The 24331-nt window shown below is 68.5% G+C and carries 22 protein-coding genes; 6 read left to right on the top strand and 16 right to left on the bottom strand.

Annotated elements, in window-relative coordinates; all coding sequences use genetic code 11:
- Positions 1-71: 71 nt before the first annotated feature.
- Complete coding sequence (locus tag ACWF9G_RS21535; protein WP_452517344.1) at positions 72-1166, bottom strand: catalase family protein; 1095 nt, start codon at positions 1164-1166, stop codon at positions 72-74.
- Positions 1163-2944 (bottom strand): peroxidase family protein, encoded by a 1782-nt coding sequence (locus ACWF9G_RS21530; RefSeq protein ID WP_379304072.1) that lies wholly within the window; start codon positions 2942-2944, stop codon positions 1163-1165. Before ACWF9G_RS21530 ends, ACWF9G_RS21535 begins: the two co-directional genes overlap by 4 nt.
- Before the next feature lie 205 nt (positions 2945-3149).
- Between ACWF9G_RS21530 and ACWF9G_RS21525 the strand changes: the two genes are divergently transcribed.
- Positions 3150-3902 (top strand): hypothetical protein, encoded by a 753-nt coding sequence (locus ACWF9G_RS21525; protein ID WP_452517342.1) that lies wholly within the window; start codon positions 3150-3152, stop codon positions 3900-3902.
- 10 nt (positions 3903-3912) lie between these two features.
- On the opposite strand, the gene ACWF9G_RS21520 is transcribed toward ACWF9G_RS21525, so the two are convergent.
- From ACWF9G_RS21520 to ACWF9G_RS21495, 6 genes are all read right to left on the bottom strand, one after another.
- Positions 3913-4317, bottom strand: a complete 405-nt coding sequence (locus tag ACWF9G_RS21520) for a hypothetical protein (protein WP_379304076.1) — start codon at positions 4315-4317, stop codon at positions 3913-3915.
- Positions 4318-4433: 116 nt separating this feature from the next.
- Positions 4434-6425, bottom strand: coding sequence for a trypsin-like serine peptidase (locus ACWF9G_RS21515; protein ID WP_452517340.1), 1992 nt, complete (start codon positions 6423-6425; stop codon positions 4434-4436).
- A gap of 116 nt (positions 6426-6541) precedes the next feature.
- Positions 6542-8257: a M12 family metallopeptidase gene (locus tag ACWF9G_RS21510; protein ID WP_452517339.1), complete on the bottom strand. Its 1716-nt coding sequence runs from the start codon at positions 8255-8257 to the stop codon at positions 6542-6544.
- Positions 8258-8351: 94 nt separating this feature from the next.
- A complete protein-coding gene (locus ACWF9G_RS21505; RefSeq protein ID WP_452517337.1) occupies positions 8352-8702 on the bottom strand; it encodes a hypothetical protein in 351 nt (116 codons plus the stop codon).
- Positions 8703-8723: 21 nt separating this feature from the next.
- Entirely contained in the window at positions 8724-9170 is a 447-nt protein-coding gene (locus ACWF9G_RS21500; RefSeq protein ID WP_452517335.1) for a hypothetical protein, read from the bottom strand.
- Between the two features lie 223 nt (positions 9171-9393).
- Complete coding sequence (locus ACWF9G_RS21495; RefSeq protein WP_379304084.1) at positions 9394-10572, bottom strand: cytochrome P450; 1179 nt, start codon at positions 10570-10572, stop codon at positions 9394-9396.
- Positions 10573-10665: 93 nt separating this feature from the next.
- Here ACWF9G_RS21495 and ACWF9G_RS21490 point away from each other — a divergent pair, with 93 nt between their 5' ends.
- Together ACWF9G_RS21490 and ACWF9G_RS21485 are read left to right on the top strand one after the other, a co-directional pair.
- Positions 10666-11478, top strand: a complete 813-nt coding sequence (locus ACWF9G_RS21490; protein WP_452517333.1) for an SAM-dependent methyltransferase — start codon at positions 10666-10668, stop codon at positions 11476-11478.
- Positions 11479-11540: 62 nt separating this feature from the next.
- The gene (locus ACWF9G_RS21485; RefSeq protein ID WP_452517331.1) at positions 11541-14444 is read left to right on the top strand and encodes a UPF0182 family protein; all 2904 of its coding nucleotides are present in this window, start codon (positions 11541-11543) and stop codon (positions 14442-14444) included.
- Here ACWF9G_RS21485 and ACWF9G_RS21480 read toward each other — a convergent pair whose 3' ends face one another.
- The 5 genes from ACWF9G_RS21480 to ACWF9G_RS21460 form a co-directional block, all read right to left on the bottom strand.
- A complete protein-coding gene (locus ACWF9G_RS21480) occupies positions 14445-15554 on the bottom strand; it encodes a carboxylate-amine ligase (protein ID WP_452517330.1) in 1110 nt (369 codons plus the stop codon).
- A gap of 182 nt (positions 15555-15736) precedes the next feature.
- Entirely contained in the window at positions 15737-16114 is a 378-nt protein-coding gene (locus ACWF9G_RS21475) for a DUF5313 family protein (RefSeq protein ID WP_452517328.1), read from the bottom strand.
- On the bottom strand, positions 16114-16572 hold the full coding sequence (locus ACWF9G_RS21470) for a MarR family winged helix-turn-helix transcriptional regulator (RefSeq protein WP_452517326.1): 459 nt from the start codon (positions 16570-16572) through the stop codon (positions 16114-16116). The genes ACWF9G_RS21475 and ACWF9G_RS21470 overlap by 1 nt, the downstream gene beginning before the upstream one ends.
- An 86-nt stretch (positions 16573-16658) precedes the next feature.
- Positions 16659-17537 (bottom strand): siderophore-interacting protein, encoded by an 879-nt coding sequence (locus ACWF9G_RS21465; RefSeq protein WP_452517325.1) that lies wholly within the window; start codon positions 17535-17537, stop codon positions 16659-16661.
- An 18-nt stretch (positions 17538-17555) separates the two neighbouring features.
- Positions 17556-18167, bottom strand: coding sequence for a TetR/AcrR family transcriptional regulator (locus ACWF9G_RS21460; protein WP_379304098.1), 612 nt, complete (start codon positions 18165-18167; stop codon positions 17556-17558).
- A 129-nt stretch (positions 18168-18296) separates the two neighbouring features.
- Here ACWF9G_RS21460 and ACWF9G_RS21455 point away from each other — a divergent pair, with 129 nt between their 5' ends.
- Entirely contained in the window at positions 18297-18692 is a 396-nt protein-coding gene (locus ACWF9G_RS21455; protein ID WP_452517323.1) for a nuclear transport factor 2 family protein, read from the top strand.
- 9 nt (positions 18693-18701) lie between these two features.
- Here the strand turns inward: ACWF9G_RS21455 and ACWF9G_RS21450 are convergent, their stop codons facing one another.
- Together ACWF9G_RS21450 and ACWF9G_RS21445 are read right to left on the bottom strand one after the other, a co-directional pair.
- On the bottom strand, positions 18702-19163 hold the full coding sequence (locus ACWF9G_RS21450; RefSeq protein ID WP_452517321.1) for a VOC family protein: 462 nt from the start codon (positions 19161-19163) through the stop codon (positions 18702-18704).
- A complete protein-coding gene (locus ACWF9G_RS21445) occupies positions 19160-19990 on the bottom strand; it encodes an alpha/beta fold hydrolase (RefSeq protein ID WP_452517320.1) in 831 nt (276 codons plus the stop codon). Before ACWF9G_RS21445 ends, ACWF9G_RS21450 begins: the two co-directional genes overlap by 4 nt.
- A 246-nt stretch (positions 19991-20236) precedes the next feature.
- On the opposite strand from ACWF9G_RS21445, the gene ACWF9G_RS21440 reads away from it, so the two are divergent.
- Positions 20237-21496, top strand: a complete 1260-nt coding sequence (locus tag ACWF9G_RS21440; protein WP_452517319.1) for a PucR family transcriptional regulator — start codon at positions 20237-20239, stop codon at positions 21494-21496.
- Here the strand turns inward: ACWF9G_RS21440 and ACWF9G_RS21435 are convergent.
- Entirely contained in the window at positions 21491-22711 is a 1221-nt protein-coding gene (locus tag ACWF9G_RS21435; protein ID WP_452517317.1) for a PucR family transcriptional regulator, read from the bottom strand. The genes ACWF9G_RS21440 and ACWF9G_RS21435 overlap by 6 nt on opposite strands.
- Positions 22712-22872: 161 nt before the next feature.
- Here ACWF9G_RS21435 and ACWF9G_RS21430 point away from each other — a divergent pair, with 161 nt between their 5' ends.
- The gene (locus ACWF9G_RS21430) at positions 22873-24315 is read left to right on the top strand and encodes a class I adenylate-forming enzyme family protein (protein WP_452517315.1); all 1443 of its coding nucleotides are present in this window, start codon (positions 22873-22875) and stop codon (positions 24313-24315) included.
- Positions 24316-24331 lie beyond the last annotated feature (16 nt).

Here is a 24331-nt window from a genome sequence, read left to right as displayed (position 1 = left end):
CCCGGCCGTGTCACAACGAATCTGTGCAGGTGCAACTAATTTCCGGGCTGGACGGACGGGGACGGCGATGGTCATCGCGGCAGTTCGGTGGCGTCGCGTGGCTCGAGCCGGGGTGCGTTGTTGACGTCGTGGCGGAAGTTGCTCGACGCCTCGTAGACGCGCTGCTTGAGCCGGTTGATCGAGCCGAGCGGACGGTGCGCGTCGAGACCGCGCCAGGAGTTGAACGACAGCACATCATCGCCGTAGGCACGCCGTTCGGGCGTATAGGGATCCTGGATGTCGAAGCGGATGGTCGCCACGGTGCGGTGCGGCGATGCGTCTTCCGGCCACGGCACGGTGGCGTCCTCGATCGGCATGGTTGCGGTGTCGGTGCACAGTTGCGCGCGCAGCTCGTACGTGGCGCTGTGCGAGGCGAAGAAGTCGATGACGGAGTTTTGATGGACGTTCACTCCCGACTCTTCGCTCACCGGTTGTCCTTGCAGCGCGACGACTTCCGGCGACACGGGAACATAGAGCAGCTTGGCCACGTAGTCGCCGTAGCGCACGGGCGCCGAGGTGTAGAACGTCTCGCCCAGGATGTGGGTGTTGGGCGCGATGAAGACGCCGAGGTTCGGGGGCACCCCCCGGCCGATCCGCCGCAGCACGTGCTGGTCCAGCGCGGCGAGAACGCTACTGCCGGTCTGCAATACCGGGTCGGGCAACCGCGCGAGCACCCAGGCGGTCGGCATGCCCTTCGTCAGGTAGGCGTGCGCGTCGGCGAACAGGAATTCCCGGTGGGTGACCATGATGAGGTCCTGCGTGGTTGCCTCGTCGTCGGGCAACGCCCGCGGCCCGTGCACGCCGAGCACTTTGATCCCCAGCCCGCGGACACCGCGCAGCTGGTCGCTGCGGATCACGCCGGAGGTACTCGACAGCCGGGCGATCACCGGGAACCTGGCCGGAGTGGCGAACAGGCCCTGTGCCAGTTCGGGTGGCAGGCCGGCGGGCACGGTCAGCTCGCCGCGCAGGATGCCGTGGCTCTTGGCGTGCGCGTCGCGCAAGCCGCGCTTGTACTTGCGGTAGGCGCGTTCGTTGTTGTCGCGCAGGACCGCGATGATCTTGTCGATGTCGCGCTCTTCGTCGGGCCGCGGGTGTTCGATGTCGTCGCGGTAGCGCAGGTAGGTCATCGTCGGCTCCTCCACGGCGCGAACGGATTCGCGACGCCGTCGAGCGCGGGCGCCAGCGTGGGAAAGTGGCGCAGCAGGACGCTGCGCATCGAGTTGTCGCGCACCCACGCCATGCCCGCCTCGGTGTAGACCTCGGGCCGGAAGTCGGTGGTGAAGAACCGGTCGGCGGACAGCCGCCGCGACGCCATCAGCACGAACACCCGGAACGCGGTGTCGCTGAAGCCGAAACCGGGCGGCTTGGGCTCGGCGTAGAGCCCGATCATGAGGTCGACGTCGTCCACGTCACCGTAGATCTGCTCGAGTTCGCGGGCCCACTGCGGGTTGTCGGTCAGCTGGTCGAACGAGGCGGCAGGCGGCAGTCGCAGCTGCTTGCGGAATTCGTTGTAGCGCGGCACGCCCCGCTCGCGGACCCGCAGGATGTCGACGGTCGCCAGGTCGAGCAGCGGATGCCCGGGGCGGGTGAGGTTCTGCAGGTGCCGTGGATAGTTGTGCAGGGTCAGCGCGCCGGGGTTGGCGCGGCCGAACGAGTAGAGCAGCGTGTCCATCGGCGTCTCGGCGAGGCGTTCGCGAATGTGGGCGACGCCCAGCTCCGGGAGCGGATACTCGGCCAGGACGCTGTCGTCGGCGAGGCTGCGGACGACGAGTTCGTCGGGGATGAGCGGATGCATCCGGTACACGGAGACGAATTCCTCGGTCAGCGAGAACGGCACACCGTGGTCGTCGACCGCGGATCCCGGTATGCCGCACAGCACTTCGTTGCCGGCGAGCCTGCCGAACCGGCGGGCCACCCGCTCGCCGAGCACCCCGAACCAGTTGGCGCGCATGGCTGCGACGGTGGTGGGATGCGCGATGACGGCCGGTGTCCAGTCGACGGTGTGGATCTTCGCCATGAGGGCCGAGTTGACCAGACGTGCGGTGTCGTAGAGCTGTTGGTCGTCCAGGTCGGGATAGCGACGGCTCAGGCGACGGCAGATCGCATTGTGTTCGCGCAGGAACAGTGAATGCAGCAGGGCCAGTCCGACCCAGGCGTTGGCCGCCGCGTCCGACAAGGCGATCAGGCTTTCCGCGTCCAGTGGTGGCAGGCCCAGTTCGTCGATGACGAGTTCGCCGCCCTTGCCCGATCGCATGGCGGCCGCGAATTCGGCTGTGCTGCCATAGATCTGGGAGGCGTCCCACCAGTGGCTCTCCACCGTGACGTAGGTCGGCGGACCGCCCGGTTCGGGGCTGGGCACCGAGGCGGTGCGCGGGATCGTCATCGGCGGGTCCGGCCACGGATCCCGCGCGTCCAGTGTCACCGTGAACGGCTCGGTGTCGGCGTCGTCGTGGTCGAACCAGTCGTGCACCTCGAACTGGATCCAGGCCGCCGCCAGCAGATTCAGAGTCGTGGCGGGCTGGAACCGGTCGCGGGTCAGCAGTTGGGTGCTGATCAGGCGCGGGTTGGGTTCCAGAATCCGCGCGGAGTCCTCCGGGTGGGTGTGCTCGAGCGGGAAGTTGCGCCCGAACCGGCAGCCGACCGATCCTGTCCTCGGGTCGGCGGGGTTGTTGTAGGCGCCGTCGACGGTGCGCGCGCCGTGGTGCTCGCCTGCCTCGTCCGGTGGCAGCGGTCCGCCCGGATGCCCGCCGGTGTCGAAGAGATTCTGCGCGCGAAGCCGGCTGCGCAGCCCGACCAGGACGGCCAGCCCCAGCGGCGGCGGCAAGCGGAACCAGCCGATGCGCCGATCCAGTGCTTCGGCGGCCCCGACCGCCAAACGGGTGACAAACGGAGTCGTCTTGACCATCGAGAACCTCCACGTGGCTGGCTCGAACCGCGGCGTACGAGAACTGGTCGGAAATCAGTGTCCGGCACGGGCAGGGCCCCTGTCACGGGTAGTGGACTACTCGCCCATCGGGTGCGGTCACACGCGGGGCCGCCGTGGCGACTCCCGGCAATCGAGTAGCGAATTACGCGCGCCAGGCAGCGGGTCGATGGGTCACGCTGCTCAGGTGACTACTCCGATCGAAATCAAGGTCAATCTCGACGGTGATCTCGTCGACGCACAAACCCGGCTGGGGTGTACGAACGCCGCCGCGATCAGCCGCGACGTGTGGTTCGCCGAACCTCCGCGCCCTGATGCCTGCGATGCGCCTGCCCTGACCGGACGGATCGCCATCCGGCTGCGTAGCGGCGAGCGCGACGACCTGACCGTGACGCTGCGGCCGTGCGAGCAATCGCAGCTGATGGGCCGCTGGGCGTCGGCGTTCACCGACGAGGCGGTGCGGTACCGCATCAAGGGCGACTGGTGCGGCGAGGAGCGGGTGCTGTCGGCCTCGGTGGTGAGCAAACGCCCACCCGGCTCGCTGCGGGTGGGCGCGCTGCGCGGTGAGGACGTCACCGAGGCCCTCGACTCCGCTCAGCGCCAGTTCGTGGTGAGCTGCACGCCCCCCGGGGTCGCGGTCGAGCACCTGCGGGCGATGGGTCCGGTCGCGTCGACGAGGTGGACGAAGGTGCACCTCGGCGGCCTCGAGGTCGACGCCGAACGCTGGACCGTCGGCGGCCTCGACCTGTTCGAGCTGGCGCTCACGGTGACTCCCGTGCCCGGTGAATCAACGGCGGAACTGCATGCGCGCGCCCTCGAGGTGCAGCGCCGGCTCCACGCCGCCGTGCGCGGGCACGGCCTGTCCATCGCGACCGGGCCCGCCAAGACCGAACAGGTACTCGGCGCGCTGACAGCGGCTGGGTCGGTGCGCGCCGAGTAGTGCGGTGTCGTCAGTTCACGATGATGAAGTTGAACAGCACCCTGAGGTTGGCGTCCCAGCCGACGTGGTACCGCACCGTCATGGTGCCGTCGGCATGCGGGACGACATTGCGGACCTGCATCGTCGCGTGTCCGAGAAACGGGATGCCGTTGACATCCAGCTCGGTCATGGTGACCGATACCTGGCTGTCGGCCCCGACCTGGGTGTTCGGGAATCCGAACACCCAGGCGCCGGTGCCATGGGTGTGCAGCACGCGCTGCGCCCAGAAGATGGACGAGACATTCCGGTGGCCGACTCCCCTGATCCCGACGCCGTTGTCGCGATAACCGGCCTGCGATTTCGTCTCCTCGAACAGCTCCTCTGCGGTATCCGGGCTGGCTGCCAGGACCGCGTCTTCCATCTCCGAAACCACCATCTCCCTGTCCTTTCGAACCATGTGGAGAAACCCTGCGCAACGATCATCTCGCGCAGACCGGCCCGTCCGAACGCGTAACGCACTACCCCACATCCGCAGCACCGCACCGGCTCGCCTCAGGCGGACAGTGTCCGTCCGATCGTCGCCGCCACCGCCGCGTGCGCGAGGTATTCGGCGATGTCGTGCGCCCGTTCCTTGGGGTTGTCGACGGGGAGATCCCGCAGGTCGTTGCCCCACGCCGGGCGCAGCGGGCAGCCGATGGCGATCGGATCACCGGCATACCAGGTGTTGAGCCACTCACCGACCCGTTCTGGCCTGCTCGCGCCGCCGCTGAGCAGCTTGCCGTAAACCCCGTCCAGGCCAAGTGGGCTGCCCGCCGTCACCAGCAGGCGCACGTCCAGTTCCCGTGGCAGCTGGGTGAGCAGGTCCATCGCGACGACGGTGCCCAGACTGTGGCTGACCAGGATCACCTCGCCGCCGACGGGCATGTCGGCGAGCACGGTGTCGAGCACGCCCTTACGCACCCGCTCGTCGTCCAGATAGGCGGCGACATCCTTGAAAATTGCCCCGATGAGCAGCGAATCGAGGCCGCTGCGCGCGGCGATCCACCCGAGCTGGTCGCGTACCCGGCCGAGGACGACCGAGCCGAACCCGCCGAACCGTTCCTCCGCGATCGGATCGGTGGCGACGTCACCGGCGCTGGGCATGCCCGCGCGCCGCGCCGCCTCGGCGACCAGGCTCTCGTAGAGCTCCGAGCCGGTGTCGACAACCGATTCCCGCGCGCCCAGGCTCGCGACGAGCTGGTCGCCGTAGAAGGGGAAGTGGACGTCGGCGGGGTCGATCGGGCTCAGGTCGGCGAGGGTGAGGCCCTTGTTCAGTCCGGCGGTCCAGGCGCGCCGCAGGTCGGCCGGGTCGCGGCCCTGCTGACTGCGTCCGTGCAGGAACACCACACTGCGCCGCCCGCCGAACGCGCTCGGCCTGCCCTGCACGCCGCGCACCACCGCCGCCTCGACTGCCGAGATATGCTGTGGCGCAGGCGCTGTCACGTCGGCGACCACGGTTTCGGCCGACAAACCCGCGTCGGGCCCGAGTTCGTCGAGGAGCTTTCGCTGCGCCGGATCGAACGATTGCTTGCCGAGATCCCGCAGCAGCACGCTCACCCGGACGCCCTCGTTGGCTACCCAGTGGATCGCGTCGTCGCCGTCGCCGCTCTGCCAGACCTTGCCGTCCTTGCGCAGCATCCGGCCTGTGTCGTCCTTCTTCGGGACGCCCGCGTGGTGCAGCGCGACCATCTCCCACTGATCGTTGAAGACGGGCGAGCCGGAATTGCCCGGTTCGGTGTCGGAGGTGTAGTGCAGGAAGTCGTCCAGTTGCAGGTCGAGCCGGTTGTCGCGGATCGAGATCTCCTTGAGCCTGCCCTGCGGGTGACCGATGACGTTCATCGCCTCGCCGACCACGATCTTGCCGCTGTCGGCGATCAACCGGTTCCAGCCGAATGTCGCGCCGGGGGCGACCCCGTCGGGTCCCGGCGCCACCCGCACCAGCGTGTAGTCGAGATGCTTGTTCGTGACGAACAAGTCGTTCGGCGCGAGCCGATACTTCGTCACCGGGGTTTGCTGATTGTCGATACCGGCCTCGGCGCCGAACTCGATCACGACCGACTCGGCCTTGTCCGCCGTCGGCAGCACATGGTTGTTGGTGAGCAACAGTTGCGGTGACACCAGCGAACCGGTGCCCATCGGCACCTCACGGCTGTTGTGGGTCAGGGTGATCCGGGCGACGGCGGCCGCCGCGCGGGCGCCGCGGGTCAGGAAGTTGACGGCCTGGAGGTCATTGGCGAAGCCGATGATGCGTTCCAGCGACCCGATGGTGTCGAGCGGTTCCTGTCTGCCCAGGTCGACCGCCGCCTGCACGGGCACTTCGCCGCTGGTGAACAGCCGGTCGGCGCGGGCGATGATCTGTTCGTCGGTGTCGACGACATCGGATTCGGTCGCCTTGCGTTTGCGGGTCACCTCGTCGCGTTCCTCGGCGCTCCTGGCGAAGCGCCGTGCCGCGGCGTCCATCTGTTCGCGCCATGCGGCGGTGCGTGTTGCGCTGTCGGTATCCATGGGTCACCTCGCCCGGAGAAGTATGCAGCTGGCGTTCTCAGGGTGAGCGTGGTGCCCGGTGCCGATCACGAGTAGTCGACCACTCGAATTCCCGTGACCGGCATCGGTGGCGGTGGCTACTGCTCCCACCAGGAGGTGTAGACCCGGCCGTCGTTGCCGGTGGTGAACGCGTCCAGTTCGCCCGCGCTGCGGGCCACGGCCGCCACCGGCCCGCCGACGGGGAAGACCCCGCCGATATTGCGCCACCGGTTGCCGATGCCCGACCAGTCCGAACCCGCCTGCCACCAGGAGGTGTAGACACAGCCGTCGTTGCCCGTGATGAACAGATCGAGAATGTTCGAGGTGCGCGCCACCGCGGCGACCGGCGCTCCGGGCGGGAAGACACCGCCGATATTGCGCCAGCGATCCCCGATACCCGACCAGTCCGAACCCGCCTGCCACCACGAGGTGTAGACACAGCCGTCGTTGCCCGTGATGAACAGATCGAGAATGCTCGATGTCCGCGCCACCACCGTCACCGGCGCGCCGGCCGGGAAGACGCCGCCGATATTGCGCCAGCGATCCCCGATGCCCGACCAGTCACCGCCCTGCTGCCACCACGACGTGTAGACCCGCCCGTCGTTGCCGGTGACGAACAGATCGAGATTGGTCGAGGTGCGCGCGACCGCGGAAACCCTTGCCGTGCGCGGGAATACGCCACCGATGTTGCGCCAGCGATCACCGATGCCCGACCAGTCCGAACCCGCCTGCCACCACGAGGTGTAGACGCGGCCGTCGTTGCCGACGGTGAACACATCGAGGTTGTTCGACGTCCGCGCCACCGAGGCCACCGCGGCGCCCGCTGGGAAGATCCCGCCGATAGTGCGCCAGCGGTCCCCCGCGCCCGACCACTCCGCCCCCGCATGCCACCAGGAGGTGTACACGCGGCCGTCGTTGCCGGTGATGAACAGGTCGAGATGGTCGGCGCGCCGGGCGGTCGCGGAAACCCGTGCGGTGCGCGGGAATACGCCGCCGATACTGCGCCACCGATCGCCGACACCCGACCAGTTCGGGTAGATCGTGTGCGCGGCCTGGACATCGCCTGCCGACAGCGCCGTGCGCTGCCCCATCGTCACCCCGGGCGGCAGGGTCACCCGCGGCACGATCGTGGCCTGCCCGTCGGAGCTGAAAGCTGTTGCCGGGTAATGCATGATCGAGCCGAAGTCGTAGCCGCCGATATCGTCGCCGTCGGTGATGTGCTGGGCGAAATTGTGCCGATTCGCCGCGGTCACATTGGCCAGCCGCACCTCGACGAACCGTTCCCTGTCCTCCCTGCTCTGTTCGTGCCACAGCCCGATCGCGTGCCCCATCTCGTGGATGACGGTCCCGGTCGGCGCGCCCGCGGTCAATTCGATGGTCTGCATGCCGCCCTGCCTGCCGACCGGCGAGCGGCTCGCCGTGCTCGGCACGAACCGCACATAGTCGGCGTGGACGCCGGTGCGCGGGACGAACCGCAGTCTGGTGCGGGCATTCCAGTGCGCGACCGCGTCGGTGATCCGCTGCAGGCCCGGCAGGGCCGGATCGACCTCGTAGGGGACCACGGCATTGGGCCACCGGAAATTCGCACCCGAGATCGCGATGCCCTCCTGCCCCTGGCGGGCGGCGATCTCGGCGAGCGTGCCGAGAACGATGTCGCCTTCGAAGATCGCGAGGTCGTCGACGGCCGCGTAGGGCACTTCGCGGAATCCGTGGTTGGCGCTGGGAATCAGCGTCGTCCCCGCTTCGGGGCCGGAATGGAATTCGCCGGTGTCGTCCATGTCCGCGCTCGCCGGGACGGTGTCTTCGATGATCATGCGCCGCACTTCCTCTGGATCGTCGCCTGTCAGGGAAGTGTCGGGCCGATGGCATCCCGGACTCACGCGTAGCGCGCTACCCGATCACACCGGCTCAGACCAGGCGCACCGGGATGATCACCGCCGACACCGACCCGTGCGACGGCACCGGAATCGCCTGCGTGGACACCAGGTCCCCGGCGGTCAGCACGCCGTCGCCCGCTCGGTCTATCTGGCAGGCGAGCCCCAAGGCGGTACCCGCCGGACTCGCCGGTGCCGTGAGGTCGAACGGAATCCGCGCGCCGGGTTCGATCGCGACACAGACGGTCACGGTCTCGGCGATCAGCGGTGCCGCGCCGTCGGCATAGGTCACGTCACGCAGTTCGACGGCGATGCGCGCCGTCGTCACCGGGGCGTCCGGCGGCAGGACGACGAAACCCCGGATCCGGCGAACGTCGGCGGCCATACCTCGAGCGTAGGCGGACGGTCACCACTCGAGTTGGCGCACGGTGTCGCGCCACTGGCCGGCACCGAAGCGCTGCTCGGCGACCTCCGCGGATTCGGTGCCGATCACCTGACCGATCGATTCCCAGGACGCCCCCGTCGACCGGACGAAGCGGACGGCCTCGACGAGCCGTTCCCGGGCGGACTCGGAATCCTGGAAGGCCAGCCGCACCGGCATCAGCGCCTGCATCTCGAAGTGGTGGCACTCCCACTCCTCGAGCACCAGCCGGGTGAGAGCCGGGTCGAGGTGGCTGCCGGGGCAGTGCAGTCGCCGCTCGGCCGGGGCATGGCCGTCGGCCCGCACGGACCGCTGCCATGGCCGCCCGTGCCAGCGGCCGCACGAGCACATCGCCCGCCAGCCGATCAGGTCGACGCCGTCCGCGACGATGTCGACGACCCATCCGTGGTGACTCTCGAACACAGCGCTCATACCGACTCCGATGTCGATTCCCCTGCAGGCGCGGTCTCGGCCACGATCAGACCGCATAATGTGTGGGACTGATACTCCCAGATACTTACCTTCGGTGTCGACGCGGGCTGGCGCAACCGCGTCCCCGCGTTTTTGGGAGCAGTCACACAACCGCGGGCCCGCACCTGGCGGGAACACCGAACGGCCCGTCCACCATGGTGGACGGGCCGTTCCCAGTGCGCTCTCAGCGCAGCGTCACCGTCGTCGGCAGCGAGGCGAAGCCCCGGTTGTTGGACGAGTGGATGCGCACCAGATTGCCGGTATCGATCTCGTAGTCGGCCACCGCGGCGACGATCTCCTGCAACGCCACCCGCAGCTCCAGCTGGGCCAGGTTCATCCCGAGGCAGTGATGACGGCCTGCGCCGAAGGCCAGCGAGGCGCTGGTGTCGCGGTCCAGGTCGAAGACGTCGGGGTTCTCGAAGACGGACTCGTCGCGGTGGGCCGATCCGGTGAGCAGCAGTACGCGGGCATCGGCCGGGATCTGCACGCCGTGCAGCTCGACCGGCACCGTCGTGGTGCGCAGCTGCCCCTGGGTCGCGGGGTCGTAGCGCATCGACTCGGCGATCCAGTCGTCGATCCGGCCGTCGAAGGCGGCGCGGCGCTGATCGGGGTGCAGTGCGGCGGTGTGCCACGCGTTGCCCAGGGTCAGCATGACCGTCTCGATGCCTGCGCCGACGAGCAGGATCAGCACCCCGACGATCTCCTCGGGGGTGAGCCGGTCGTCGCCGTCGGCCGCGTCGAGCAGACCCGACAGCAGATCATCGGTCCGATTCTGGCTACGGGCGATGGTCAGCTCCGTGTAGTAGCCGACGAGCGCGCCGATCGCCTGCATCGCCTCGGGCCGCAGATCGGTCGACTCCGCGTCGGTGTACATGATCTCCATGCCGAGCTTGCGCAGCAGCTCGCGATCGTCTTCCGGCACGCCGACCAGTTCGGAGATCACATCGGTCGGGAACGGGCCAGCGAAGTCGGCGATCAGGTCGAAGCTGCCGCGCGCGAGCAGCGGTTCCAGTGTGCGGCGGGCGATTTCACGCAGACGCGGTTCGAGGCTCTGCACCCGGCGCTGGGTGAACGCGCGGACAACGAGCTCGCGCATCCTGGTGTGCTTGGGCGGGTCCATCGCCACGAAGGAGAAGAACTTCTCCGCCTGCGGTCCCCAGAACGCGGGCTCCATGCGCAGGCCGTTGGCGCTCGAGAATCGGTCGGAATCGCGCAACGCCGCCTTGACGTCCGCGTGTCGCGACAACGCCCAGAAGTCGTCGGTCGTGTTGCGGTAGACGGGGGCCTCGGTACGCAACCTGGCATAGTACGGATACGGATCGGCATGGACAGCGAAGTCGTAGGGGCTGAACTGCAGGGGCATGGCCGTGCCTTTCGCGGCGACGTGACAACGCCACCACCGGTCTCGTGTCGGGCTGAACAGGGACGACCGTAGTCGAGAGAGAGGACGCGCGCCGTGGACTTCGAAGCCGCCGCTGATCGGGTGGATGTCACCAAACCACACCCGGCCCGCCGGTACGACTACTGGCTGGGCGGCAGTGCCAATTTCGAAGCCGATCGCAAGTCGGCCGACGCGGTGGCCGAGGCGTTTCCGTCGATCCATTTCGCCGTCCTGGAGAACCGCAAATTCCTCCGTCGCGCGATCCCGTATCTCGTCGACACGGCAGGCATCCGGCAATTCCTCGACATCGGTACCGGGCTGCCGACCGCGGGCAACGTCCACGAGCTGGCCCAGGCGATCGCCCCGGAATCGCGGGTCGTCTACGTCGACAACGACCCGATCGTCCTCTATCACGCCCGCGACCTGCTCGACAGCTCCCCGAGCGGCGCGACCGCCTACATCGACGCCGACCTGCGCGACCCCGCCTCGATCCTCGAGCACCCGGCGCTGAGCGGCACCCTCGACCTGGACCGGCCGGTTGCCCTCATGCTCTGCGCGGTGCTGCACTTCCTGACCGACGAGATGCAGCCCTACGACGTGGTCGGACAACTCTGTGCGGCACTGCCTTCGGGCAGCTACCTGACCATGACCCATGCCACCGACGACCATCTGTCCGCCGAGGACCTGCAAGCGACCATCGAGGCCAACGAGCGCAGCGGCGTCCCGTTCCGGCTCCGCTCGACCGCGGAGTTCACCCGGTTCTTCGACGGCCTCGACCTGGTCTCCCCCGGCATCACCTCGGTGATCGACTGGCGTCCCACCGAGTGGCGCCCGCATCCGCGCAAGGAGGCGGTATCGATGCTCTGCGGGATGGCCCGTATTCCCTAGGTAGAATCGGTGGCGGTGGCCAGTGTCGGTCGTGCGGCCCGACGTGGTCACGGGAGTGGCAGATGAGCGCTCGCGACGACACTGAATCGGGACAGCTGCCCCGAGGTCTTCGCCTGCTGCTGACGTCGGTCACGGTGTTCTTCGTGATCATCCTGGTGGTGCCGCGCCTGGTCCACACTTACATCGACTGGCTGTGGTTCGGCGAGGTCGACTACCGCACTGTCTGGTCGACCGTGCTGCTCACCAAGCTCACGCTGTTCGCCGTGATCACCGCGCTCGTCAGCGTCGTCGTCTTCACCGCGATGTGGCTGGCGTACCGGTCACGTCCGGCGTTCCTGCCCGCACGGGAGGATGACCCGCTGGGCGAAATCCGGCGCGTGGTGGCGCGGTGGCCGCTGCGATTCGGCCTGGGGATCGCCGTCGGCCTAGGTCTGATCTGCGGTCTCATCGGCAAGTCGCGCTGGGAGACGGTGCAACTGTTCCTGCGCGGTGGGGCATTCGGCGTGCACGATCCCCAGTTCGGCCACGACATCGGGTTCTATGTCTTCGATCTGCCGTTCTACCGGCTCGTCCTGAGCTGGTTCTTCGCCCTGGTGATCTTCGCGTTCCTGGTCAATCTGGCTACCCATTATCTGTTCGGCGGGCTGCGGGTCAGCGGCAAATCGCTGGGTATCACCGTGGCGGCCCGCGTCCAGCTCGCGGTGATCCTCGGGCTGTTCCTGCTCATGAAGGTGGCCGCGTATTGGCTCGACCGGTACATCCTGCTGTCGAGCGAGCGCAGGGAACCGACCTTCGCCGGCGCCGGATACACCGATATCAATGCCGTGCTCCCCGCCCGCCTCGTCCTGTTCGCGATCGCGCTGGTCTGCGCCGTCGCGGTGTTCTCCGCGGTCGTGCTGCGCGACCTGCGGATCCCGGCGATGGCTGCCGCTCTGCTGCTGCTGTCCTCGATCGTGGCCGGTGGTGTCTGGCCGCTGGTGGTCGAACAGTTCTCGGTGCGCCCCAATGCCGCCGACATGGAGAGCCCGTACATCGAACGCAATATCGCGGCGACCCGCCAGGCGTACGGGATCGGCGGCGACCGGGTCGACTATCAGCCGTATCCGGGCGTCGGCTCCACGCAGCCACCGCGCGTGGCCGCCGACGCGACCACCATCGCCGATATCCGGCTGCTCGATCCGCGCGTGCTCTCGCGGACCTTCACCCAGCAGCAACAGCTGAAGAACTTCTACAGCTTCCCCGATCACCTGGATCTGGACCGGTACCGCATCGACGGCCGCCTGCGCGACTACGTGGTCGCGGCCAGGGAACTGACGCCGGGGGCGCTCAGCGGCAACCAGTCGCACTGGGTCAACCGGCACACGGTCTACACCCACGGCGACGGGTTCGTCGCCGCGCCGGCGAACCGGGTCAACGCGGCGGTCCGGGATGCCGCCGCCGACAGTTCGGCGAGCAACAGCGGCTATCCGATCTACGCGGTCAGCGACATCGCCTCCCAGCATGCCGGGCAGCAGATCATCCCGGTCGAACAGCCGCGGATCTACTTCGGTGAGGTGATCGCCAGGACGGATCCGGACTACGCCATCGTCGGCGGCGGCAGCGAGCCGCGCGAATACGACACCGACGCCACGAAATACACCTACGCCGGCGCGGGTGGCGTGCCGATCGGCAACTGGCTCAACCGGCTCGCCTTCGCCACCAACTACACCGAGCGAAACATCCTCTTCGCCAAGGCGATCGGACCCGGGTCGAAGATCATCTACCATCGCGCCCCGAGGGAACGCGTCGAGCTGGTGGCACCGTGGCTCACCGTCGACAACAATCCGTACCCGGCGGTCGTCGACGGCCGCATCGTCTGGATCGTCGACGCGTACACCACGATCGACGGCTATCCCTACGCCGCACGGAGTTCCCTGGAGGCCCTGCACCACGACGACGCCGGACCGCCACGCAATCCCGAGGAGATCTCCTACGTGCGGAACTCGGTGAAGGCCACCGTCGACGCCTACGACGGCACCGTGACCCTCTACCAGGTCGACGCGCAGGACCCGGTGCTGGCGACCTGGATGCGGGTCTTCCCCGGCACGGTCGAACCCGAGTCCGCGATCAGCCCCGATCTGCGCGCGCATTTCCGGTACCCCGAGGACCTGTTCGTCATCCAGCGCGACATGCTCGCCCGCTATCACGTGGACGAACCGCGAGAGTTCTTCACCAACAACGCTTTCTGGTCGGTGCCCAGCGATCCGACGGTGGAGGCCAATCCGCAACAGCCACCGTTCTATGTCCTGCTCGGTGACCCCGTGACCGCCGAGCCGTCGTTCCGGCTGGCCAGTGCGATGGTCGGATTCCGGCGGGAGTTCCTGTCGGCCTATATCTCCGTGCGCTCCGACCCGGAGAACTACGGCAGGTTCCACATTCTGCAACTGCCCACCGACACGCTCACCCAAGGGCCGCAACAGATTCAGAACTCGATGATCTCCGATACCAGGGTGGCCTCCGAGCGCACGCTGCTCGAGCGCTCGAACCAGATCCAGTACGGCAACCTGATCACGCTGCCGATCGCCGACGGCGGGGTGCTCTATGTCGAACCGCTGTTCACCGAACGGATTTCGACAGCGCAGAACGGTTCCACGTTCCCACAGCTGGCACGAGTGTTGGTCAGTTACCGGGAGCCAGGTACCGGCGGGGTCAGGGTCGGCTACGCCCCGACCCTCGGGGAGGCACTCGACCAGGTCTTCGGCCCGGAGACCGGCAATATGGCGACCGCGCCCGGCGGCGGTCCCGGTGCGCCACCACCACCTGGCCGACCGGTGGCGCCACCACCCGGTCAGCCGCAGACCTCGCCCGTCGGACCGCAGGTGGACGAGGCGGCGATCGCCCGACTGGAGGCCGAGCTCGAAGCGGCCCGTGCCGCCCTGGAACGGCTCGAACAGCAACTCGGCGAGATCCTGCGCCCGAACAAGTGACTACGGGCAGCCTTCGAGAGTCGCCTGCGCCAGTTCCGCCACCACGTCGGTGACATCGCGCCGTGCCCGCATCGCTACCAGCTGCCGTTGTGCCCCGTTGCCGCGCTTGCTCAGCGCGGCGATCGCGTCGGTGACGAAGGCGTGATCGCCGCAGTCGCGCAGCGCGGGTTCGATGCGGTCGACGAGTTCGGCGAGCAGGTCACGGTACGGGACGACGCTGCCCCGGACCGGGTGCAGGCCGTTTCCGTCCAATCCCGAGTGCGCGGCGTTCCAGTAGGAGGCGAGCAGCATCTCACCCGGCACGGGCGGCGCGGGCTCCTCCTGGGCGATCGACCGGAGCGCCGTGGTGACCATGCTCCTGATCAGCGCGGCCAGCAGGGCGGATTCCTCCGCCGTGGCCGGAATGTCGCTCACCCGTATCTCGACGGTCGGGAACGACTCCGACAGGCGGACGTCCCAATAGACCATCTTCTTGTCCAGAATGCTGCCGCTGGCGTGCATCATGGCCACGAGCGACTCGTACTGGGCCAGCGAGTCGAAATACGGCGGCGGGCCTGCGCTGGGCCAGCGCCGCCACAGGATGTTGCGCCAACTCGCGTACCCCGTCTCGGTGCCGCGGTAGATCGCCGAATTCGCGGTCAGGGCGAGCAGCAGCGGCAGCCAGGGACGCACATGATTGCTGACCTGTACCGCAATGTCACGGTCGGGCACCGCGACGTGGACGTGACAGCCGCACAGGCCCTGCTCGTGGGCGAGCATGCCGTAGGTGTGCGCGATCCGCTGGTAGCGCGGCGTGTCGGTCACCGGGTACCCCTCGGGCACGGTCGGCGGGACTGCCACCGCCAACAGCCGGGCATCGTGCTCGGCCGCGCAGTCGGCGACCCCGCGCCGCGAGGTGCGCAGCTCGGCAAGCAGCTCGCCGATGTCGGAATGCACCCCGGTGCTCGTCTCCACCTGACAGCGGGTCAGTTCCAGTTGCAGATCGATCCCCGCCCGCCGCGCCGTCTCGGCGACCTGGGCGTTCTTCGGTGCCGGCGCGCCGGTCCCCGGGTCGGTCAGCAGGAATTCCTCTTCGACCCCCACCGTCGGCACATCCGCGAAGTCACCCACAGCCACCCTCCTCCACTCACTGAGCTCGCCTGGTGTCACCGGACGAACCCGGTCACACAACCAGCACGAGCTCGCGGCGGTTGCACACTGCCCGAGCCAGGGTGTGGAGGTGCGTGAACGAGTCTGCTCGGACGCTACCCGCGATCGCGGCGAGCCGACAGTCCCGGCATCGGATCCCCAGGTCAGGCGCGGTTGTGGCGTGTCTCGTAGGCGATGCGCTCGGCTTCGGCACGGCGAACCTCGGCGGCATCGGCGAGCTCGGGGTCGAATCCGTGGCTGACCAGACGGTGCCGCCGATACACGTAGACCAGCGCGACGGTGAAGTAGATCAGCGGCAGGTACAGCAGTGCCATCATCGACAGCCCGATCCACAGCGGCCCCGGCACCAGCAGGAACAGGCACAGCACCGGCAGGACGGGCAGCAGGAACCGCATCAGGTAGCGGCGGGTCGCACCGGGCCCGGTCAGGTCGTTCAGCACCCAGTCCGCCATCGACGGCGGCAGCGTGGCACCGCCGACGTAGCGCAGTCGCTGCCAGAGGTTCGGGGTCGAGCCGGTCATCACTGCTCCCTCGCTTCGGCTGCGCGCAGCGCGGCCGCGTTCACACGGCCGAGGACATCACGCAGTTCTTCCAGATCGGCCAGGCTCACGCCGAGCCGGGCGACGACGGCGGGCGGAATCTGCTCGGCCTGCCCGCGCAGCGCCTGTCCCGCCTCGGTGAGGTCGATGAGCAACGTGCGCTCATCGTGCGGATCGCGGCGGCGGGTGATGAGACCGGCGGATTCGAGCCGCTTGAGCAGCGGCGACAGCGTCGCCGAGTCGAGCTGAATCGCCTCCGCGACGGACTTCACCGACATCGGCGCCTCGCCCCAGAGCGCGAGCATCACCAGGTACTGCGGGTGTGTCAGCCCCATCGGCTCGAGCAGCGGCCGATAGACCGCGAGCACCGAGCGATTGGCCACCGCCAGCGCGAAGCACACCTGCCGGTCCAGCCGCAGCGGGTCGTCGAGCTCCTGCATGGTTCCGCCTTCCTTCGTCCACACAGTATTATGCCACTAATAGTTAGTGCAATAACTATTAGTGGCGTCACTATATGGACCGGTGGTCAGTCCTCGTCGACCAGCGGCTCCCCGGCGGCGGCGCGGCGCACCTTCTCGCGGCCGTTGTCCTCCTCGGTGCGGCCTTGCCGCCAGTAGCCGGTGAACGTGATCGCGCGCTTGTCGATCCCCCGATCCCGGACGAGATTGCGCCGCGTGAGCTTCACCAGGTTCGCCTCGCCGGAGATCCACGCGTAGGGCACGCCTTCGGGAAGCTCTGCGGCACAGACTGTTTCGACGACCGCCTCCCCATGGGCGCGGTCGCCGCGGTGCACCCACTCGATCCGCGCGTCGGCGCGGGTGTCGAACCGCTGCTCGTCCTGCGGTCCCGCGACCTCGATGAACGCCCGAACCGTCACACCCGCGTCGAGATGCTCCACGATGGCGCCGATCGCCGGAATCGCCGTCTCGTCGCCGACCAGCAACTGCCAGGCGGGATCGGGCTGCGGGCTGTACAGCGCCCGCGGCGGGCAGAGCAGACCGATCTCGTCGCCGGGCGCGGCCGTGGATGCCCAGTCCGAGGCAGGCCCGGCATGGTCGGGATGCAGCGCGAAGTCGATGTCGAGTTCGCGCAGCGCGGGTCGCTGCGCCCGGATCGTGTAGGTGCGCATCGGCGGCCGGATCTCGTCGGGCATGGCGAGATACCTTTGGTACCAACTCATTACGCCGCCAACGGCGTCCTCGACCGGCGGCGGCACGGCCGGACGCCCCTGCCCCGGCAGCGGGAAGAACAGCTTCGTGTACTGGTCGGGCCCCGCCTCGGCCAGCGCGGCGGGATCCGCACAGCTGAGCGTGATCCGGACCATGCGCGGAGTCAGCCGCACGACGCGACGAACCCGCAGGGTCGCGTAGGCCATGGTCGAACGATGCACAGCGGCAGTGGTCATTAGGCAAGGCTAACCTAGCTACTCCTGCGGGTCGACCGCCAGACCGGAGATCAGCTGCTCGATCACCGAGCGAACGGCCGCGGTGTCCTCGATATCCTCGCTGTTCGCCAGAAACTGCGCCGCCTCGTCGAGGGCGCCGACGACAACGAGCGCCAGCGGCCGCACCGGCTGCGCACGGACGCGACCAGCGGCGATGGCACCGGCCAGGGCGTTCTCCACCAGGCCGATCGTGTGCCTGAGCTCGATCTCGCGCCACCGGCTCCAGCCGAGGACCGCCGGCGCGTCGAGGAGCGCGATACGCCGCACCTCCGGGGCGGTCGACGCCTGCAGCCACGCCAGGCAGCCCACGATCAAACTCGCCACCGGATCGGCGGACCGCGCTTCGGCGACCGCGGTGGCAATCACCTCGACCAGGTCGCGCTCGAGATCCTCGAACACCGCCTCGAACAGATCGCGCTTCTCGCCGAACTGGTGATAGAGCGCACCGCGGCTGACCCCAGCCGCCTCCGCGACCGCGATCGTGCTCACGGCCCCATACCCGTACTGCCCGAACAGTTCCCGACCGGCGCGAACGACGGCGGAACGCGTCGCTGCCGAGCGTTCGGCCTGGGTTCGGCGGTCAGGGTTCATGGCGACGTCGAAGTCTAGGGCAGCAAGGGGGTCACGTCAGATCCGAGGCCCTTCGACCCTTGACCGGTGACACCGAGTTCCGGGAACATACAGTCACCCTGTTTGTATCTTGGAAGGGGCTTGGAGACCATGTCCGATGCCACCAAAGATCTGTTCGAGCGCTATCACGCCTGCTGGGCCGACCGTGATCCCGACCGCATCGTCGAATTGCACACGCCCGATTCGATTTTCCACCTGCACTCCGGCGGCAAGCCGGCACACGGGCGCGCCGAGATCCGCACCGCCGCCGCGGAGACCTTCGCGCTGGTCCCCGATCTGACGTTCACCATGGTCGATCTCCGGGTCGGCGACGACTTCTGGGCGGTTCAGTGGAAGCTGTCCGGCACCTCGGTCACCGGTGGCGTCGTCGATGTGGACATCGCGGATGTGGTGCTCGTCGAGGACGGTGCGGTGCGGGAGAAGCACACCTATGTCGACGGTGTCGCGATGCAGGCCGCGTTGTCCGTTCCCGCCGAGACCGCCTGAGCCACAGGATCAGTCCAGGCAGAACTCGTTGCCCTCGGGGTCGGCCATGACGATGAAGCCGGCGCTCATCGGCGGGTCGGGTTCGAATCGCTGTATCCGGGTCGCCCCGAGGACGACGAGCCGTTCGCATTCCGCCTCCAGCGCTACCATCCGCTCCTCGCCCGACAGGCCGGGCGCGGCCCGCACGTCGAGGTGGACGCGATTCTTGGCGACCTTGTCCTCGGGTACCTGCTGGAAGAACACACGCGGGCCGTGCCCGTCCGGGTCCTCGATGGCCGACCTCGTATTGCGCTGATCCTCCGGCACACCGATCCGGGCGAGGAACTCCTCCCACGCGGCCAGCGGATCGGCGCCAGGGGGCAGTTCCACGCCGGGCGGGCCGGGATGCACGTATCCCAGCGCTTCGCGCCAGAAAGTCGACAGCGCCCTCGGGTCGTGCGCGTCGAAGGTGATCTGGATGTGGCGGCTCATCGTGCTCCATTCGCGTAGTCGATCGCGGAAAGGATGGCGGCGGTGACTGTTTCGGGCGCTTCCACCATGACGAGGTGTCCGGCGCCGTCGACCTCGATCGCCCGCACCGGTTGCAGTGTCTTGTTCAGCGTGGCGCCCGCCCGCGCCGAGAGCACCTTGTTGCGAGTGCCCCAGACGGTCGTGATCGGCGGGAAATCGGTGGGTGGAGAGAAGGTATCCAGTTGCGCGAGTCGCGGGATCTGGCGGGAGATCGCGGCGGTCACCATCAGCCGGCGACGCTGGGTCCATCGGGTCCGCAGGTGCGCGGCGGTCTCGTCGGTGTGTGGTCCGGCGGTGCCGATCTGCTCCGCGACGATCAGCCCGGCCATCGGGCCTGGGATCCGCACCATCGACAGCAGCGAGTCCAGGTGCAGGTACCGGCCGAGGAGGGCGGCCAGCCCGGTGCGGGTCGGGCGGAGGGTGGCGGGGGTGAGCGGGCTGCTCAGTATCAGCGAGCGCACCAGTTCGGGGTGTTTCCGGGTGAACAGCAGCGACAGCGCGCTGCCGAAACAGTGCCCGACCAGCGTCACGTCCCGCAGGTCCCGGTCGGCGAAGAACGCCTCGAGCATGGCGAGATAGTTCTCGAGGGTGTAGCCGTCGTCGGGCGCGTCCGAATCGCCGTACCCGATGAGGTCGATCGCGAGTACCCGGTGCGACTGCCGCAGCTCGTCGAATTGGGCACGCCAGATGGAGCGATCGCCGCCGAGATTGTGCAGGAACACGACCGGTGGCCCCGCCCCCGCCTCGTCATAGGCGATCGAGGTTCCGCCGGCATCGAAAAATGGCATCGCGTAATGCCCCCTTCCCTCCACATCGTTGTGGTGTCACTCACGCTAACCGACAACGGTGACAGGTTCGTGGCGATGTTCGGGTCATAGCCGGAAACAAAACTGAGCATTGGTCTCCGAAATGCCGATCCAAATTTCGCCGTCAGCCGTCATTCGCGAAATATTCGCAGGTCAGAGCATCGCGAAGCGAGCGGCTAGTCGTTGCCAAAGAGGAGTAGAAGATGAGCGGTCGCTCAGCCTACAGTCGTGCGCACAGCCATCGAGGAGGAGTCGACGATGAGCATCCACCTGGAGCATCCACCGATCTCGCGGCCGATGCGCGACCTGCGCACTCGCCCGGGCAGGCTCGTCGGCCATGTCGCCGACGACGCCGCGGCCCACCGGCCCCGGCCGGGTGACGCGACCGCGGGCGAGAACGCCGCGGTGACCCGGATCTGCGTGGACATCGCAGGCGGGATCCTCGACGGCCACGACGTCGCGGAGAAGACGGACCAGCTCGCGGTGGCCGCCGCGGGATGGGCGCACGACGGGATACCGGTCGACACCGTCCTGCACGCCGTCCACGAAAGCCTGCGCCGGAGAATGGAGTTCGCCGCCGTGCCGGAGGCGACCGGTTCGAGCCTGCTCGACGGTTTCCGCCAGGCGGTCGCCGCCTCGGATCTGATGTGCACCACGGTGTCCCGCGCCTATGTCAGGCAGCACCGCGAAGTCGCGAGCGAACACCACGCGGCGGTCCACACGCTCGCCTCCGCACTGCTCGCGGGACAGCCGACCACGACGATGGCCCGTGAGTGCGGAATCGCTGTCGCGGACGCGTATTCGGTGCTGGCGCTGTGGATCCAGGCGCATCCCGACGAACACGACTCCCGAGTGGACGGCGCCGTCGTCGCCCGCCGCAGGTTGCGCCGGGTGCAGGCCGCGCTCGCACAACGCTGCGGAGAGCGCGCGCTGGCGCTGCTCTCGGTCGACGGCGGCACCCTGCTGATTCCGGCGAATCTGCTGGCCGACAAAGAACTCGACACCCTCGTGGAGTCACTCTCGCGTGGCGCGCGCGTCGACATCACGGCGGCGCTGATGCCCGCGGCCACCGACGAGATTCCGGCGGCGGCCGAGCGCGCACACGAACTGCTGGACATGGTCGAACGGCTCGACTGCCCGCCCGGCCTCTACCGGTTCGCCGACCTGGCCCTGGAATACCAGCTGACCCGCCCCGGCCCCGGCCGCGCCGAGCTCGGCGAACTGCTGCGCCCGTTGGACAATCACCCCGAGCTCTACGAGACGCTGCGTGTACACATCGCCAACAACATGAACCGGCAGCGCACCGCCCGGCTGCTGCACATCCACACCAATACGGTCGACTACCGCATCCGCCGCGTCGCCCACCTCACCGGACTCGACCCGACGCAGGGCTCGGGCCTGTGGCAGCTGCGCTCGGCGATGATCGCGCGCAGCTTCCACACCAACCCGCCACGGCACCGCCGCGCGCATCTCAGGGCCCGGTCATGACCTGGGCAGCCCCAGCTGCGCGCGGGCCAGCAGCGCCACCTCGATGTCGAGCCTGCGTTCGGTGAGCGGATGGCCGAGCAGCTCTTCGGCTTTGCGTACCCGATAGTGCACGGTGTTCTTGTGCACGTGCAGCCGGGCGGCGGCGTCGGTGTAGCTGCCACGGGCGTCGAGGAACGCGCGGACCGTTTCGCGCAGACGCGCGGCGGTGTCGTCCTCGGCCATCAACCCGCCGAGTACCCGGCTCGCCCACGCCTGCACCTCGGGCACGCGGTCGGTGAACAGGGCGGACAGCGCCACCTCACGGTATTCGGTGAGCCCGCGCCCGCCGGTCGCCAGCGCGACGGTGCGCGCACGCTGGGCATCGCGGAAGGTGCGGCGGAAACCCTCGAGGCCGCTGGCCGGATCACCCAGGGCCAGACACAGATTCGGCTGGGAGCGCAGAGCAAGGACCAGTTCCCCGGTGTCGAGCACCGGGCGTGACACCGAGGAGATCCACACCCACCGGCTGTGGTCGTCGGCTTCCACGGTCATCGGCGTCTTGCCGGTCGCGGCGGCCAGCAGGGCGGTGCCCGCGCGCAGCACCGCGCCGGGTTCGCGGGTGCCGGGTGGGGTCCACAGCATCGCGAACTGGTGCCAGCCGCGCAGCGAGGTCGACAGCATCTGCTCGGCCGAGGACACGTCGAGATCGTCGGCGTCGAGCACCGCGCGGACCTGCGCGGCGCGGGCGGCATCGGTGCGCGCGTCCCAGCGACGGCGCTCGCTCGCGTAGATATCGATCAGGCCCTCGATCACCTGGTCGATATAGCTGTTGACCAGGTACGCGATGCGCGCCGCGGCAGCAAGGGCGACGTCGGTGGGCGGGTTCAGCTCGGCCAGCTGCGTCATCGTCCACTGCACGAACATGTTCTCGCCGAGCCGGTAGGCGCGCAGCAGCGCCTCGAGCGAGAGGTCGTGCTGGGCGAAGCGGCGGGCGTATTCGGCGGCGGCGGGCGGCACGGTGATGTCGTCGAGGCCGATGGCCAGGGTCAGCATGTCCAGGATCGCGGCGAGGTTGGAATCGGTGCTGGCCACCATCAGCCTGCGCACTTCGTCGTCGTGCCGGAATTCCGGAATGACCTCGACGAACATCGAGATCATCGTGGGCGCCAACCGTTCCAGATCCGTCTTGATCCGCAGCGCCACCTCCCGCACGAGCGGATCGTTGTCGAGAGCCATGGCCGCAGACAGTACCCCCGGCGAGCGGGCACGCGGCGCTGTTTGTGCTCGTGGCACAACACCTCGCCGCAACGCTGGTCCGCGGGCCCGTAGTCGGCGCCGTATCCGCGCCCTACCTTGGGATATGTAATCCAGATCACATCCGTCTCCGGTGAGGAATCATGCGACACATCGCCGAATTGCCCGACGTCAGAGCCACGGCCGACCCGCACGGGCACAGCGTGGCCGACGACACCATCGCGCTGTCGAACGCGCAGTTCCTGGCGCGGGTCGAGGCGGCCGCCTCGGTCCTGCACCGGGCCGGTGTGCGGGCAGGCGATGTCGTCGCGGTCGTGTTGCCCAACCAGGCGGAACTGGTGGTTGTGCTGTTCGCCGCCTGGCGGCTCGGCGCCGCGGTCACTCCGGTGAACCCGGGTCTCACCGACGACGACATCCGCTACCAGATCGAGGATTCCGGGGCCGAGGTCGTGATCGGCGACCCCGATCGGGCCGCGGTCACCCTCGACGTCGCCGCACTGGCCGAGCCGGCGGGTCCGGTCGCCGCGGCGCCGCCGTCCAACGGCCTGGCGCTGATCATCTACACCAGCGGCACCACGGGCAGGCCCAAGGGCGTGCTGCTCGGGCACGAGAATCTCGCCGCCATGTGCACGATGATCATCGACGCGCTCGGCCTGGACGCCGGCGACCACAGCCTGCTGATCCTGCCGCTGTTCCACGTCAACGGCATCGTCGTCAGCGTCCTCTCGCCGCTGCTGGCGGGCGGGCGCACCACCATCGCGGGCAAGTTCTCCGCGTCCGGGTTCTTCGACACCGTCGAACGGGTCCGTCCCACGTATTTCTCGGCCGTACCCGCCATCTACGCGATGCTGGTGGCCAAGCCCGACGGCGAGCGCCCCGACACATCCTCGCTGCGGCTGGCGATCTGCGGTGCCGCGCCCATGCCCGCCGAACTCATCGCCCGCTTCGAGCAGCGCTACGGTGTGCCGATCGTCGAGGGCTACGGACTGTCGGAGGGCACCTGCGCGTCCACCCTCAATCCGGTGGCGGGCCAGCGCAAACCGGGCACCGTCGGGGTGCCGCTGCCCGGCCAGACGGTGACGATCATGAATCCCGACGGCGAGCCGGCGGCGCCCGGTGAACCAGGGGAAGTCGTGATCGGCGGCCCGAACGTGATGCGCGGCTACCTCGGCAAGCCGGCGGAAACGGCGAAGACCGTGGTGGCGGGCCGGCTGCGCACCGGCGACGTCGGCTATTTCGACACCGACGGCTACCTGGTCCTGGTCGACCGGATCAAGGACATGATCATCCGTGGCGGGGAGAACCTGTACCCCAAGGAGATCGAGAACGCGCTCTACCGGCATCCGGCGGTCCACGAAGCCGCGGTCGTCGGTGTGCCCGATGCCGTGCTCGGCGAGGTGCCGGTCGCCCATGTGGTGGCCGCGCCGCACACCACGGTCACCGTCGAGGAGCTGACCGCGCACTGCCGTGCGGAGCTGGCCACGTTCAAGGTGCCCGCCGCGATCGTGCTGACCGCCCAGATGCCGCGCAACCCGGTCGGCAAGATCGACAAGAAGCAGCTGCGGGCCATAGCCGCACGCGTCTGAGCAGTTCTGCACCGCA

This window comes from Nocardia sp. NPDC055029 (genome assembly GCF_053608525.1).
This window is presented reverse-complemented; position numbering and strand designations above follow the sequence as displayed.

What these genes read in the sequence shown, in the direction of transcription:
- ACWF9G_RS21515 (WP_452517340.1), bottom strand. Translation starts at nt 6,425, where the DNA reads ATGGATACCGACAGCGCAACACGCACCGCCGCATGGCGCGAACAGATG.
- ACWF9G_RS21470 (WP_452517326.1), bottom strand. Translation starts at nt 16,572, where the DNA reads ATGCAGGAGCTCGACGACCCGCTGCGGCTGGACCGGCAGGTGTGCTTC.
- ACWF9G_RS21430 (WP_452517315.1), top strand. Translation starts at nt 22,873, where the DNA reads ATGCGACACATCGCCGAATTGCCCGACGTCAGAGCCACGGCCGACCCG.
- ACWF9G_RS21505 (WP_452517337.1), bottom strand. Translation starts at nt 8,702, where the DNA reads ATGGCCGCCGACGTTCGCCGGATCCGGGGTTTCGTCGTCCTGCCGCCG.
- ACWF9G_RS21460 (WP_379304098.1), bottom strand. Translation starts at nt 18,167, where the DNA reads ATGAACCCTGACCGCCGAACCCAGGCCGAACGCTCGGCAGCGACGCGT.
- ACWF9G_RS21535 (WP_452517344.1), bottom strand. Translation starts at nt 1,166, where the DNA reads ATGACCTACCTGCGCTACCGCGACGACATCGAACACCCGCGGCCCGAC.
- ACWF9G_RS21530 (WP_379304072.1), bottom strand. Translation starts at nt 2,944, where the DNA reads ATGGTCAAGACGACTCCGTTTGTCACCCGTTTGGCGGTCGGGGCCGCC.
- ACWF9G_RS21495 (WP_379304084.1), bottom strand. Translation starts at nt 10,572, where the DNA reads ATGCCCCTGCAGTTCAGCCCCTACGACTTCGCTGTCCATGCCGATCCG.
- ACWF9G_RS21455 (WP_452517323.1), top strand. Translation starts at nt 18,297, where the DNA reads ATGTCCGATGCCACCAAAGATCTGTTCGAGCGCTATCACGCCTGCTGG.
- ACWF9G_RS21510 (WP_452517339.1), bottom strand. Translation starts at nt 8,257, where the DNA reads ATGATCATCGAAGACACCGTCCCGGCGAGCGCGGACATGGACGACACC.
- ACWF9G_RS21450 (WP_452517321.1), bottom strand. Translation starts at nt 19,163, where the DNA reads ATGAGCCGCCACATCCAGATCACCTTCGACGCGCACGACCCGAGGGCG.
- ACWF9G_RS21475 (WP_452517328.1), bottom strand. Translation starts at nt 16,114, where the DNA reads ATGACCGGCTCGACCCCGAACCTCTGGCAGCGACTGCGCTACGTCGGC.
- ACWF9G_RS21485 (WP_452517331.1), top strand. Translation starts at nt 11,541, where the DNA reads ATGAGCGCTCGCGACGACACTGAATCGGGACAGCTGCCCCGAGGTCTT.
- ACWF9G_RS21465 (WP_452517325.1), bottom strand. Translation starts at nt 17,537, where the DNA reads ATGACCACTGCCGCTGTGCATCGTTCGACCATGGCCTACGCGACCCTG.
- ACWF9G_RS21445 (WP_452517320.1), bottom strand. Translation starts at nt 19,990, where the DNA reads ATGCCATTTTTCGATGCCGGCGGAACCTCGATCGCCTATGACGAGGCG.
- ACWF9G_RS21520 (WP_379304076.1), bottom strand. Translation starts at nt 4,317, where the DNA reads ATGGTGGTTTCGGAGATGGAAGACGCGGTCCTGGCAGCCAGCCCGGAT.
- ACWF9G_RS21435 (WP_452517317.1), bottom strand. Translation starts at nt 22,711, where the DNA reads ATGGCTCTCGACAACGATCCGCTCGTGCGGGAGGTGGCGCTGCGGATC.
- ACWF9G_RS21500 (WP_452517335.1), bottom strand. Translation starts at nt 9,170, where the DNA reads ATGAGCGCTGTGTTCGAGAGTCACCACGGATGGGTCGTCGACATCGTC.